We start from the raw sequence: 13,665 nt of genomic DNA on the forward strand, positions 1-13,665 counted from the left end.
AACCATCCAAACTTCGGTGGTGACTGGTGTAGCTAACGACACTACTCAAGGTAGCTTCACTCGGATCGATAATAGCAAATACGGTCGCACTGGTAATACTAGCAATACTGGTACTTCGATCGTCACCGACCAAGCTACTGACGTTCAAGGTAAATACAACCGGACTACTCAAATCGGCGAAACTAACGTTGATAACTCTCAGCGTAATACTAGCCCTCGCTTCAAACGCTACTAAATCTTACTGGTAGCGAGATCTCATCCTTGAGATCGCCATTAGCCAATCGTGTAAACTCATTATCTTTACTCGCTCTCTTACTATATTTAGTAGGGGAGCGAATTGGCTTGCATAGCCACTAACCAGGTGGTTTGGAGGACATTGAAATTTCGATCGAGGCTAATGTTGCATAATGTCGGCTTTACCCCTAGTAGAATCGATCCGAATCCGCACAAACACGGTAAGATTTGTATCTATGTGCTCTACGTACGATTTCAATTTACCTAACTTTTCGATCGATCCAAGCTGTACCAGTACTGCCACAACTGCCAACTATCAACTGTTAACCGTGCTAAGTATTCATGGCAATCCAACGTTACCCAGGTGTTCCGGCTTACTATCATCGAGCGGCAATAATTATTTTACTGGCTGGCTTCTTCGTCAGATTAGTTATTGCCAGTTGGCTCCACCCAGGATTTGATGAAGCCTATTATTATCTCTACACGCTGCATCCCGACTGGAGTTATTTCGATCATCCCCCGCTGGTTGCCTGGACGACAAATTTGGGTATTTGGTTGACAGGTGGTGAAGTATCGCAATTGACGATTCGGATTGGAACTTTACTGATTTACACTGGCTCGTTAATCTTTTTGTATCTAGCCGCACTGCGCTTATATACGCTGCAAATTGCCATTAATACCCTCGCGATCGCGTCAGTAATTCCAATTTTTCAGATTGCATTTGGGACATTAAATATTCCCGATACGCCGCTACTATTTTTCTGGGCGATGTCATTATGGATTGCTACTCAAGAATTTTTTGATTATCGGGTATATCAACCGAGTTTTCGCCTGACTTTACTATGTTTTACAGTCGGATTAGCTTGTTTGGGTAAATATCATGGTTTTATTTTAGGATTTGGCTTAATTGGTTTTTGTTTATTTAGTCCTAATTATCGTCGGGCACTCAAATCTAAGTGGTTTTTACTGGGCATTCCCATTTTTCTGCTGACAATATCGCCAATATTATATTGGAATATTCTCCATAATTGGGCTTCATTTCGCTTCCAGTCCGAACGCGCCGTTCCCGATAGTGGCTATCAGATCGATCGATTAGCCGTGACACTAGGTGTGGAAATGCTCTATTTATTCCCCACTTTTGGATTACCGCTCTTATGGACGACAATTCGATCTACAATCCAACAAGTTAGAACTTTTAGTTGGCAAGGATCTTTCCGAAATAGAGCTTTTAATGATGAATGGGACTTAGAGAAAAGGGCATTAATCTTGTGGTTTTCATTGCCGTTAATTTTAGGGTTTACGCTGATATCTGGTTATCAGCAAATTTTACCTGCTTGGAAAATGCCTGGATATTGGTCGGCGACGATTTTATTTGCCGAGCGCGTGGCAATTAGTCGGCGTTACTCACATTCTCGGATTCCCTATCGGTGGTTTTTTGGCTCGGTCGCAGTTATTATTTTATTACTATCGATCGGCTTATCTCATGTTGCTTTTGGGACATTTCAGACTCCTGGCAAATTTTCAATTTATGGGTTGTTGCCAATTAAAACAGATGCATCGATTCAACTTTTCGATGTCAAACAACTAGGTCGAGGCTTAGTCGAAAATAGTAAATTAAGTACAGCCTTAAAAAAAGCAGATTTTGTATTTACCAATCGTTATTATCTTGGCGGACAAATTGGCATGGCGATCGAACCAATTTTTCATAAGCCCCTCACCTGCTTTGAGTCCGATCTCAGAGGTTTTGCCTTTTGGTCGAAGCCCAAACAGTGGGTCGGTAAAAATGCCATTTATATAGGTAGTAAAACTTTTAAAGTAGATCTAGAAGCCAAAACAATTTTTCCAAAATATTTTCAGAAAGTCACTAAATTAGGTGAAATTCCCATTCGTCGCGGCGGTGAAATCGTCGAAACATTCAGCGTTTATCAAGCCCAAAATATGCTCAAACCATTTCCACGTCCTTATGGGAATTAGGCTTTAGGTTTTAGGTTTTAGGCTTTAGGCTGTAGAGATTAGTGGCTATTAAAATTCCCTCCAAGGAGCGGCGTGTTTATTCTGGGGGTCCCCCAGAATAAAAAAACGACAAGACAGGGGTGGCGCGCAGCGACGGGGTGGGTAGATCTCCGCAACTCACTAATTCACATTCCCCCATTCCCATCTCCCATCTCCCATCTCCCATCTCCCATCTCCCATCTCCCATCTCCCATCTCCCATCTCCCATCTCCCATCTCCCATCTCCTTGAAATAAACCGCCTTCCAGGCGCGATCGCCAGTCCCCCTGTACCCCCCTAAATGTGATAAAATTGAACTAACGAAACAGTAAAATTAGCAACCTGGACGGAGCATTCCATGACTACTTCCCAAGAGCGGATCGTCCCTACAGATCTAAGAATTGAGATGTCTCGCTCTTATCTAGAGTACGCCATGAGCGTAATCGTCGGACGAGCGTTGCCCGATGCCAGAGATGGTTTGAAACCAGTCCACCGCCGCATTTTGTATGCGATGCACGAATTGGGCTTAACCGCTGACAGACCGTTTAGAAAGTGCGCGCGGGTCGTCGGGGAAGTTTTAGGTAAATACCATCCTCACGGTGATACAGCGGTGTATGACGCGCTGGTGCGGATGGCTCAAGATTTTTCGATGCGGAATCCGTTAATTAACGGACACGGTAACTTTGGTTCGGTCGATAACGATCCGCCAGCGGCGATGCGGTATACCGAGTGTCGGTTGCAAGCTTTGACGATGGAAGCAGTATTACGGGATATCGAAGCAGAAACAGTTGACTTTGCTGATAACTTTGACGGTTCGCAACAAGAACCAACCGTCATGCCAGCACGGATACCCCAATTATTACTCAATGGTTCTTCGGGTATTGCAGTGGGGATGGCGACAAATATTCCACCCCACAACTTGGGCGAATTGATCGATGGTGTTGTGGCATTGATTGCCAATCCAGAGATTACGGATATGGAATTGATGCAATATATTCCTGGCCCTGATTTTCCGACCGGAGCGCAGATTCTGGGTACAGGGCCGATCAAAGAAGCTTATGCAACTGGACGCGGTTCGATTGTCATGCGCGGGGTTGCTAATATTGAAACATTAGAATACAAAGGCAGACCCGATCGCGAAGCGATTATTATTACCGAGTTACCCTTCCAAACGAATAAAGCTGCTTTAATCGAACGGATTGCCGAAATGGTCAACGACCATAAACTTGAAGGCATTTCGGATATTCGGGATGAAAGCGATCGTGATGGGATGCGAATCGTAATCGAACTCAAGCGGGATGCTTACCCTCGCGTCGTTCTGAACAATCTCTACAAGCAAACGCCAATTCAAACCAACTTCGGTTGCAACATGCTGGCGTTAGTAAATGGCGAACCTCAATTACTCAGCCTCAAAAAATTCCTCACCGTCTTCCTCGACTTCCGGATCGAGTCAATTACCCGCCGGACGCGCTACGAATTGCGGAAAGCCCAAGAGCGCGATCACCTGCTAGAAGGTCTATTAATCGCCCTGGCTAACCTAGATGCCGTAATTCGCCTAATTCGGGCGGCTGCGGACTCAGCCACCGCCAAACAGGAGATGATCGAACGGTTCCAATTGACCGAATTTCAATCCGATGCGATTCTTCAGATGCAACTGCGGCGACTCACCGCACTAGAAGCGGACAAAATTCGCCTAGAGCATGACGAACTGACAATTAAAATTACCGATTTACTCGATATTCTCGCGCGGCGGGAACGGATTTTGGACATCATCCAAACCGAAATCGCCGAGATCAAAACCACCTTTGCGACTCCCCGCCGGACGCTAATCGAGCATAGCGAAGGCGACTTAGAAGATACCGACCTGATTGCCAATGAAAAATCCCTCATTCTCGTCACCGAGCAGGGTTATATCAAACGGATGCCAGTCAGCACTTTTGAGACGCAAAGCCGCGCCACCCGTGGTAAAAAAGGCACAGGGATGAAAGAAGAAGATGCGATCGAGCATTTCCTCACCTGTTGCGACCACGATACGATTTTGCTATTTAGCGATCGCGGGGTAGTCTATACAGTCAAAGCTTACCAAATTCCCGTCTCATCGCGCACGGCACGCGGTCTGCCAATCGTCCAAATGTTGCCGATTCCCCGCGAGGAAAAGATCACCTCAGTGGTACCCGTGAGCGAATTTATCGACGATGAATACCTGATTATGCTCACGCAGAAGGGATTCATTAAAAAGACAGCTCTGTCGGCATTCTCTAGCGTTCGGGCTAACGGATTGATTGCGATTTCGCTCGAAGAAAGCGACAAACTCCGCTGGGTACGTCGTGCCAAAGAAACAGATAGTGCGATTATCGGCACCCGCAACGGGATGACTATCCATTTCCGGACCGATCGCGATCAGCTCCGACCCTTAGGACGCGCCACGCGCGGTGTAAAATCGATGTCGCTCAAAAAAGGCGACGAGTTGATTAGTATGGATATCTTACCCAGCCAAGTCATCGCCCAAATGGTGGCGGCGAGCGAAGATCCGGGGGTTGAGGATATCGATGATACCGTGGCTGAAGATGTCGCAGTGCCCGCAGGCGAAGGGCCGTGGATTCTGGTAGTCACCACAGGCGGACTCGGCAAACGGGTGCCCGTCACGCAATTCCGCCTCCAAAATCGGGCGGGGATGGGCGTACTGGCAATTAAATTCCGCAAAAAAGGTGATAAATTAGCCGCCTTACGCGTCGTCAATCCTGACGAGGAGATGATGATCGTCACCAATCGGGGGATTATCATCCGACAAGCGATCGATGCAATTTCATCCCAATCGCGGATGGCGACTGGGGTACGAGTCCAAAAACTCGACGATGACGATGCGATTATGGCAGTAGCCATTGTCCCCGCCTCGACTGGTGAAGAGGAAGTAGATGCCGACGAACTCGATGTAGAAGCAGTCGAAGCAGAAGCTTAAACGGATATTACAAGATCGGAAAGTAGGGGTAATGTCTTGTCGGTTTTTTTATTCGGAGGTTCCCTCCGTTGGCAAAGCCTCTGTCTTGACCCAAACACATGCGGAGGTTCCCTCCGCGTGATTTGGGTCGCTCCGACAGGAGATATAAAACCGCCGCTGTCTTGTCTCGCTAAACCGTCGGGGAACCCGACGAGCGCGAGCCGCTGTCTTGTCGGTTTTTTATTCTGGGGGAACCCCAGAATAAAACCGCCGCTTCATGAATTACCCCTACTTTCCAATCTCAATCGCGAGTCCGTACTTCGATCGATTTTAATCGAATTTAGTTAGCAGCTTCCGCCATTTCGATCGTCCGACCGTCATAATCTTTAACCAGAAAATTCAGCGGTTTCTCATTACGAATTTTATGTTTGACACCACGGGTTTGAATCCGCATTAAAATTTGCTCCAAACAATCGCGGTCGAAACAAACATGTCGGTGCCGATTTTTTTCGCCAAAACTCGCACCAGTAATGACGTGCAACTGGGTATTTTTCTTGAGTTGGTACCACAAACCTTCGGCACCTTTCATCCCTCTGACGCTAGCTCTACCCATCGGTGCGGCTAGATACATTGGATCGATACCCGCAGTCCCGATCGTCTGCTCGTAATCATAATAATAATGCAGTGGTACTTGGGCGATCGACAAATTTAATAATCCTTCGTACAAATCTTGCGCGACTTGGAGATCGGACACCATGACAGTGTAAACCTTGGGGGCACTGGAGAGAAACAGCCACATCGCCCCAGCGTAGGCTGCAAGAAGCATCACCATGATACCTTGGGTCGAAAACAGGCTATCTAAAGGCATAATATCGATCGGGCTAGGATAGAATATATATTAACAGTTTGGATTAATAATGGCGTAAACCAATCGCGATCGTCAGCGTGGTTCAGCTATTAGTCGAGATTTTGGCTGGTACTTATTGCCGATTTAGCCAGTTTCTCGTTGGCGTTGGCGTAAGCCTGCCGTAGGCACAGCCTAGCCTCTGGCTAATCGTCCTCACAAGTCTTTATAGAATAATTTTAGACAAATTCACCCTCGTCTGCTATGATGGTAGTCTGTGAATTTTTTCAAAACACATGAAAGCTCAGGAAATTATTCGCTCGATCGAAGCGGAGTATCTAAAATCCAATCTGCCTACCCTTCACGTGGGCGATACCGTCCGTGTGGGCGTAAAAATTCAAGAAGGTAACAAAGAACGGGTTCAACCTTACGAAGGCATCATTATTGCTACTCGTAACGGTGGCATCAACGAGACTATTACTGTACGTCGCGTCTTTCAAGGGATCGGCGTGGAACGGGTATTCCTGTTACACTCCCCCAAAATCGATAGCGTTAAAGTAATTCGTCGCGGTAAAGTGCGTCGTGCGAAACTGTTTTATCTCCGCGATCGCGTCGGTAAAGCAACTCGCGTCAAACAGCGGTTCGATCGTCCTTTGGAATAATCTCAAATTTATTTCAAATGTCCTGACCATTAACTTTAGTTTCGTACTATACTATTCTACAGGGTCAGGAAGATCGCTTCCCTCATCCATTACATTTGCGCTTTTAGTTCAGTTGGTAGAACGTCGGTCTCCAAAACCGAATGTCGGGGGTTCAAGTCCTCCAGGGCGCGTAAATTAAAATAGATAGATCTGGGCTGAAATAGTAGTTTAGTCTAAACTTACCAAAAGTATGAACCTAAATCCGCTCGCAACAAAAGGCACCCTTCTCGAAACACCAAAACTATCTACCATCGACCTCTTGCAATCTTGGATCGATGGTGAAGATGCTGAAGACCAGAAAAAGACAGGTGACTATCTAATTAAAACTTTGAATGAGGATAGATCTTCACTGCGGGAATTTTATCCTACCGAACTAGAGGGTATCACTTGGTAAAAGCTATCGTGCTAGACGCTGGCATGCTCGGATTACTAACTAATCCCAAACGTTCGGATACTGGAGAAGCTTGTGGAAAATGGCTTCAGTCAGCGATTATAAACGATTGTCAGATCCTAGTACCTGAAATTACCGATTACGAAATCCGACGGGAATTATTAAGAGCCAACAAGCTCAATGGTTTACAACGCCTAGATAATTTCATTTCATCAAATGCGGTAATTTATTTACCAATCGATACAGCAGTTATGCGTCAAGCTGCTTTATTATGGGCAGAAGCTAGGCAACAAGGTAGACCTGCCGCCGATAACAAAGCTCTAGATGCCGATATGATTTTAGCAGCTCAAGCAATCGTTCAGTGTCTGAGCGATGTTGTTATTGCCACTACCAATGTTAAGCATTTCCCCTCGATCGTTCGAGCCGATACTTGGCAAAACATCCTACCAGCATAAAAGCACGGTTGCCAGAAATTCAGGCGACGATCTACGACTTAAACTTGCATCCTTCACACGGCCCAGTGGGATGTACCGCACAGCGAATTAAACTCGATCGAGCATTATACTTACAAGTAGCATCACCGATGACCCATTGACCATCAATTAAGCTTTGTTCTTCGGGACGAGTCGCGGGTTGGACGTAGAGGGCAATTTTGTGTAACTGATAACGCCCGAATTGCAGATGATAGCGATGGCGGCGTTCTAACACAGCATAAGTATTACCTTCGAGATCGAGATAGTTACCCGGTTGCGGTGTCCAATTCAATCGGATCTTAGCAACTACTTCTTGCGATCGGGTCAAAATTACCTCAGTAGGCAAAGACTCGGCTTCCCTCATTAGATCTCCATGATGAGCATAAGATCTTAATTTTAACGCCGATTGTGAGTGAAATTACCGATCGACTCAGATCGATCCCCGATCGGTCAAAAGTTAAAAACCTTTAACTTATGTAGCCTTTTTGAGAACTAGTATCTGTGCCTGCGGTAAACTAAGCCTTGATTCTTAGTTTTAGTTTTCCTAAAACTTTATCGTTGGGAGGATGATTGTATGTCTCATAGCGTCAAAATTTACGATACTTGTATTGGCTGTACTCAGTGCGTCCGGGCTTGTCCTACCGACGTATTAGAAATGGTACCTTGGGATGGTTGTAAGGCGCAGCAAATTGCTTCTTCGCCCCGCACCGAAGATTGTGTCGGTTGCAAACGGTGTGAAACTGCTTGCCCTACAGACTTCCTGAGTATCCGCGTTTATCTAGGTGCGGAAACCACCCGCAGCATGGGTCTAGCATACTAGTCCCCAATTGTGACTGGAGATTGAGGGCGCGTTGTGGTGCCTTCAGTCATCGGTCACTAGGGAATTAGGTTTTAGGTTTTAGGCTTTAGGGGATGAATCGAAATTTTTAGTGATTTTCGCACCATTCGCACTAGTTGTTACATTCAATTGCAAGTTGGGTGACTATAATAGGATGGCAAGGTCAGGATCGACGATTGGTGAGACTGACGTACGAATGCCAAACTTAGGATCGCCGTTGCGGGAGAATTAAACTTTATGTGTGGAATTGTTGGCTATATTGGCAATAAACCAGCTCAATCCATTCTAGTTTCAGGATTAGAAAAACTAGAATACAGAGGTTATGATTCGGCTGGAGTCGCAACTGTTGTTGAAGGAAATTTAGACTGTATTCGCGCAAAAGGTAAGCTACACAACCTCCGCGACAAAATCGAACTAGCTACCAACCGCGCGCCGATTGGAATCGGGCATACGCGCTGGGCGACACATGGTAAGCCCGAAGAATATAACGCCCACCCGCATACGGACACCTCCCGCAGATTGGCGGTAGTGCAGAATGGGATTATTGAGAACTACCGCGAACTGCGCGAAGAATTAAAAAAACAAGGACACGAATTTCGATCGGAAACCGATACCGAAGTTATTCCCCACCTCATCGCCCAATGCTTTGCCGACGGTGCCGATACCTTAATGGTAGCCGTCCGACAAGCCGTACATAAATTATCTGGTGCATTTGCAATCGCGGTCATTTCCGCAGACTATCCCGACGAACTAATTTTAGCCAGACAACAAGCACCGCTAATTATCGGGATCGGGGAAGGGGAATACTTTTGTGCTTCCGATACACCTGCGATCGTCCAATATACTCGCACGATTTTAGCCTTAGAAAACGGCGAAATGGCAAGACTCACCCGCGAGGGAGCCGAAGTTTGCACCTTTGCAGGTGCCAAAGTCCGCCGCACGCCTTATACAATTAGCTGGAATCCGATCGCAGTTGAGAAACAAGGTTTCCGCCATTTTATGGCAAAAGAAATCTACGAACAACCAGCCGTCGTCCGCACCTGTCTCGAAGCCTACCTCGATCTCGATTGGACTCCAGGTAGCAACAAATCTCCATTCAAATTAAACATACCCGAATCTATCTACGCCGATCTTGAAAATATCCAGATCGTCGCCTGCGGTACCAGTCTCCATGCAGGCATGGTTGGCAAATATCTGATTGAAGAACTCGCCCAAATTCCCACCGCAATTCAATATGCGTCTGAATTTCGCTATTCCCCGCCACCACTAACCGCCAATACCCTCACCATCGGCATTACCCAATCCGGTGAAACTGCCGATACCTTAGCCGCAGTCGAAATCGAACGATCGCGCCGTCAAGATAAAGCACCTAAATATCACTCCCGCCTCCTCGCCGTCACCAATCGCACCGATAGTGCCATCACCCGCGTTGTGGATTGCGTAATTGACACCCACGCAGGCATGGAAATCGGCGTATCTGCCACCAAAACCTTCATGGGGCAGCTAATGGCGTTTTACTTCCTATCGCTCGATCTCGCCCATCGTCGCGGGACGATTACCGTCGATCGACTAGCCGAAATCATCGCTGGATTGAAAGTCCTCCCCTCCCAAATCGAAGTCATCTTAGAAACCCAAGAAAAATACATCGAAGAACTATCCCACAGCTTCCTCGATACCCACGATGCGATCTTTCTCGGTCGCGGCATCAACTTCCCGATCGCCCTAGAAGGTGCCCTAAAATTAAAAGAGATTAGTTATATCCATGCCGAAGGTTACCCCTCTGGAGAGATGAAGCACGGCCCGATCGCGTTACTCGATGCGAGGGTACCCGTAATTGCGATTACAATGCCAGGGAAAGTGTATGAAAAAGCGGTATCTAATGCTCAAGAAGCCAAGGCGCGAGATTCACATTTGTATGGGGTAGTTGCCGCCAGCGATAAAGATGCAGCGGAGATATTCGATAAGGTTTTACCCGTACCAGATGTGGATGAATTATTATCGCCCGTTCTAACAGTTATTCCAATGCAATTGATGTCTTATCACATTGCCGCAATGCGCGGATTAGATGTCGATCAGCCTCGCAACCTCGCAAAATCGGTTACGGTTGAATAGTTTATTTAAGTGTAAAAAAGTTGTATATTAGATTCCGTAGGTGTTCTTGCATTTACGGGATTTTTGTCTAAAGATATGCGAATTGAATCTATAAAAGTTGATAATTTTAAATCTTTAGTTAATTTCGAGTTGCCTTTATCTAAGATTAGTTGTTTGGTCGGGCTAAATGGTTCGGGTAAGTCAACCGTATTGCAGTTTTTTGATTTTCTATCTCAGCAAGTTAGAGGCGATCTGAGTGGTTGGTTAAAAGAGCGAGAATGGGAATCATCCGATCTAAATTCAAAATTAACTCGCAAGCAAAATATTAGTTTTGAAGTCTTATTTTCTCATGTAGACTCAGATGATTATCCTACTGAGATTAAGTGGTCTGCTAGCTTTAATCGTCAAACATTACGCTGTACGAATGAGCGAGTAGATCTGAATAACAGCCCACTTTTAAAAGTAGAAAATGAAAGATATACTGTCTGGAATTTTAAAGAGAATCCAGCATCTTTTAATTGGCGTGAAAATGGCAATTTAGTTACACTTCACGATTTTTATGTAAGTTTGTCTGGAGAAATCCCCTTCGATTATCAAGGGTCTATCCTCTCACAGATTAAGGAATCTCAATTACGTAGAGAAGTTCAAGATCTGAAAAAATTCTTTGTCAATTTACATGCATTAGACCTGTTATCGCCCGAACTGCTCAGGCAGAGAACCAGAGATGCAGGGAATAGCTTAGGATTAGGTGGTGAGAAACTATCAGCATTCTTGCATGAAATTGGTGAAGCAAAAAGAGTTGATATTCAAGCAAAACTGGCTAAGATTTATCCGCGATTCAAGCATCTGGATATATCATCCCTGCGCTCTGGCTGGAAAAGTCTCACCGTTCAAGAACAATTTGGAGATACGATCGTCAAGACGGAAGCTCGACATGTGGCTGATGGATTTCTGCGAATGCTGGCGGTTTTTGCTCAGTTGTCTAAAGAGCAGAGTTTTTTGTTGCTTGATGAAATCGAAAATGGAGTTAATCCAGAATTAATTGAGTTTTTAGTAGATGAATTGGTGGGAGCTATTCCCCAAGTGCTGATTACTACTCATAGTCCGATGGTATTAAATTATCTCGAAGATGAAATTGCGATCGAGGGTGTTATTTATATCTACAAGGGTAAGAACGGTGCAACACAAGCGATTAGATTGTTCGATATTCCCTCGATGCGTGAAAAACTGACAGTGATGGGAGCTGGCGAGGTTTATGAGGATACCCTCTTGACTCAACTTAATGAGGAAATTATGGGAATTTTGTAATGTTCTTAATATTAAGTGGAGAAGGGGCTGCGGATATTGGCATTGAAGATAATGCGATCGGCCCGATGACTAAAATTATCGATAATTGGATCGAGTGCCGAATTGGCTACTCTTTAATCGATACAAAGTTGTATAAGATTATCCCCAAGCAACAATTAGCAGATCGAGCCAAACAAATCAAGCCGCTTTCTCGAAAAGGGAAAAAACAGCAAAGTGAAACACGATATTTTTATAAAAATGCACGAGCGTTAGCTTTATTAGCACATCAGCATAGGAAAGAGCTTGGTGAAGACACACCGATTATTCTAGTATTGTTTAGAGATGCCGATGGTACAGCGAGTGCCGAGCGTGGGGAGTGGCAAGATAAGTGGAAATCGATGCTAAATGGATTTGAAGCTGGACAGATTTCTACTGGTGTACCGATGATTCCCAAGCCGAAGTCTGAAGCGTGGGTTTTATGTGCTTTACGAAATAAGTATCAAAATTGTGGCAAAATCGAAGATGAATCTGGTAATGATGATTCGCCTAATTCACTCAAGCAGCAGCTAGAAGAGTATCTAGGTGAGTCTGGATCGAGAATGCTGCTCAATGACAAAATTGATGCTGGTGAAATCGATCTTAACCAGATTATAGATATGCCTAGTCTGACTGCATTTAAAAACAGGTTAGATGATGTATTAGGTGGTTTGTAACTGGGTGATGGGAAATGGGAACCGATCGATCGCTGGAAGCCTGTCTAGAATTTCGATCGATCGTGCTAATTTCCCCGATATTCATACCGCTACATCGATCGAAATTGCTGGGGTGAAATTCCGGTATATTTATGGAAACATTTGGCAAAATGACTGGGGTTGGCAAAACCACATTCTGCGGTAATATCAATAATTCTAAGTTCTGGGTTTTTGAGTAGCAGCTTGGCTCGTTCGACCCTTTGCTGGATAATATACTTATGGGGAGCTATGCCCATCGATTTCTTAAACAATCGGCAAAAATAGTACTGACTCATTCCCACTTCTGCTGCGATTATTGATAGTGATAAGTCTTCACCCAAATGGGCATTCATATATTCGATCGCTCGTTTGAGTCGGAATGGTGGTAGACCATCTTGATAATCCCGTAAAGTATGGTGACGGGTTGCATAGAATTGCACGAGATGAGCCGACATTGCCGTAGCCATAGCATCAGCATAAAAGGAACTATTTTGACTGGCGTGCTGTAATACAGCAGTGAGCGATGAACCGATCTGCCATAATAATGGATCGTTGACGATCGATTTGGTGATGTTTATTTCTACTTTGTCAGGATTCACTGATTCGTGGGCAATCTGGCTCACAAATAGAGGGTCTAAATAATAATGGGTGGTTTCCAGTGGGCAATCCCAGATAATACTCAGTGGTAAGTAAGCTGGGAAAATCACTACATGTTTAGTTTGATGGTTGCAAAAGGGTTGTGGATAAGTCCGACTTTCCGCGAAGACTTTTGAGTTATGAGATTGATGATTGGAGGTTAGGACGATCGTATGTTGCAGTGCAAACCCTTCTGGGAGTTCTCCCGGTGGCAGTTGATAGCGGGCTAGCTGGATATTTTTCCAACCGGAGCCATGACTAGAAATAGTTGCTGGATTGACAATTGGCAAAACTTCTTCTGCATCAAAGAGATCTATATTTAGTATTTTTTGTGAGGACATCGATCGTCGATCCTGATTTCCAGAGCTTAGGCTTAAAATAGCATGGTTGTTTGGCTTTAAAAGAGTTGTTTTTACAATAATTAAAAATCGAATTATATAGATCGTTTTCGATCGTTAAAAGCTCCAAGTAATGGGGATCTGTTGGCAATACGGTTAGCGATCGATCGGG

13 protein-coding genes and 1 tRNA gene are annotated in these 13,665 nt (G+C 45.1%); 11 read left to right on the forward strand and 3 right to left on the reverse strand.

Features of this window, described 5'->3' with window-relative positions; all coding sequences use genetic code 11:
• The 3 genes from RMO79_RS21390 to gyrA all read left to right on the forward strand — a co-directional run.
• Positions 1-235 (forward strand): hypothetical protein (locus tag RMO79_RS21390; RefSeq protein ID WP_310485287.1); only part of this gene is annotated, 235 nt, incomplete at its 5' end.
• A 341-nt stretch (positions 236-576) separates the two neighbouring features.
• Complete coding sequence (locus RMO79_RS21395; RefSeq protein ID WP_310485288.1) at positions 577-2,208, forward strand: glycosyltransferase family 39 protein; 1,632 nt, start codon at positions 577-579, stop codon at positions 2,206-2,208.
• Between the two features lie 375 nt (positions 2,209-2,583).
• Entirely contained in the window at positions 2,584-5,184 is a 2,601-nt protein-coding gene (gene gyrA / locus RMO79_RS21400) for a DNA gyrase subunit A (RefSeq protein WP_310485289.1), read from the forward strand.
• Between the two features lie 319 nt (positions 5,185-5,503).
• On the opposite strand, the gene RMO79_RS21405 is transcribed toward gyrA, so the two are convergent.
• Positions 5,504-6,031 carry a glyoxalase-like domain protein gene (locus RMO79_RS21405; protein WP_310485290.1) on the reverse strand — a complete coding sequence of 176 codons (528 nt, stop codon included), beginning with the start codon at positions 6,029-6,031 and terminating at the stop codon, positions 5,504-5,506.
• A 272-nt stretch (positions 6,032-6,303) separates the two neighbouring features.
• Here RMO79_RS21405 and rplS point away from each other — a divergent pair, with 272 nt between their 5' ends.
• The 4 genes from rplS to RMO79_RS21425 all read left to right on the forward strand — a co-directional run bounded on the left by rplS (position 6,304) and on the right by RMO79_RS21425 (position 7,554).
• Complete coding sequence (rplS, locus tag RMO79_RS21410) at positions 6,304-6,669, forward strand: 50S ribosomal protein L19 (protein ID WP_310485291.1); 366 nt, start codon at positions 6,304-6,306, stop codon at positions 6,667-6,669.
• A 97-nt stretch (positions 6,670-6,766) separates the two neighbouring features.
• Positions 6,767-6,839 (forward strand) — tRNA-Trp (locus tag RMO79_RS21415).
• Between the two features lie 59 nt (positions 6,840-6,898).
• Positions 6,899-7,102, forward strand: coding sequence for a hypothetical protein (locus RMO79_RS21420; protein WP_310485292.1), 204 nt, complete (start codon positions 6,899-6,901; stop codon positions 7,100-7,102).
• A gap of 8 nt (positions 7,103-7,110) precedes the next feature.
• Positions 7,111-7,554: a PIN domain-containing protein gene (locus tag RMO79_RS21425; RefSeq protein WP_396136652.1), complete on the forward strand. Its 444-nt coding sequence runs from the start codon at positions 7,111-7,113 to the stop codon at positions 7,552-7,554.
• Positions 7,555-7,585: 31 nt separating this feature from the next.
• On the opposite strand, the gene RMO79_RS21430 is transcribed toward RMO79_RS21425, so the two are convergent.
• Positions 7,586-7,936, reverse strand: a complete 351-nt coding sequence (locus tag RMO79_RS21430; protein WP_310485294.1) for a DUF6464 family protein — start codon at positions 7,934-7,936, stop codon at positions 7,586-7,588.
• A gap of 210 nt (positions 7,937-8,146) precedes the next feature.
• On the opposite strand from RMO79_RS21430, the gene psaC reads away from it, so the two are divergent.
• From psaC to RMO79_RS21450, 4 genes are all read left to right on the forward strand, one after another.
• On the forward strand, positions 8,147-8,392 hold the full coding sequence (psaC, locus tag RMO79_RS21435) for a photosystem I iron-sulfur center protein PsaC (protein ID WP_015160556.1): 246 nt from the start codon (positions 8,147-8,149) through the stop codon (positions 8,390-8,392).
• 255 nt (positions 8,393-8,647) lie between these two features.
• Positions 8,648-10,522: a glutamine--fructose-6-phosphate transaminase (isomerizing) gene (glmS, locus tag RMO79_RS21440; RefSeq protein WP_310485295.1), complete on the forward strand. Its 1,875-nt coding sequence runs from the start codon at positions 8,648-8,650 to the stop codon at positions 10,520-10,522.
• 75 nt (positions 10,523-10,597) lie between these two features.
• The gene (locus tag RMO79_RS21445; RefSeq protein WP_310485296.1) at positions 10,598-11,809 is read left to right on the forward strand and encodes an AAA family ATPase; all 1,212 of its coding nucleotides are present in this window, start codon (positions 10,598-10,600) and stop codon (positions 11,807-11,809) included.
• A complete protein-coding gene (locus RMO79_RS21450) occupies positions 11,809-12,501 on the forward strand; it encodes a hypothetical protein (RefSeq protein WP_310485297.1) in 693 nt (230 codons plus the stop codon). The genes RMO79_RS21445 and RMO79_RS21450 overlap by 1 nt, the downstream gene beginning before the upstream one ends.
• Positions 12,502-12,590: 89 nt before the next feature.
• Here RMO79_RS21450 and RMO79_RS21455 read toward each other — a convergent pair whose 3' ends face one another.
• Positions 12,591-13,496, reverse strand: coding sequence for an AraC family transcriptional regulator (locus tag RMO79_RS21455; RefSeq protein ID WP_310485298.1), 906 nt, complete (start codon positions 13,494-13,496; stop codon positions 12,591-12,593).
• Between the last annotated feature and the right edge of the window lie 169 nt (positions 13,497-13,665).

Source organism: Chamaesiphon sp. VAR_48_metabat_403 (genome assembly GCF_031422475.1).
Classification (GTDB): domain Bacteria; phylum Cyanobacteriota; class Cyanobacteriia; order Cyanobacteriales; family Chamaesiphonaceae; genus Chamaesiphon.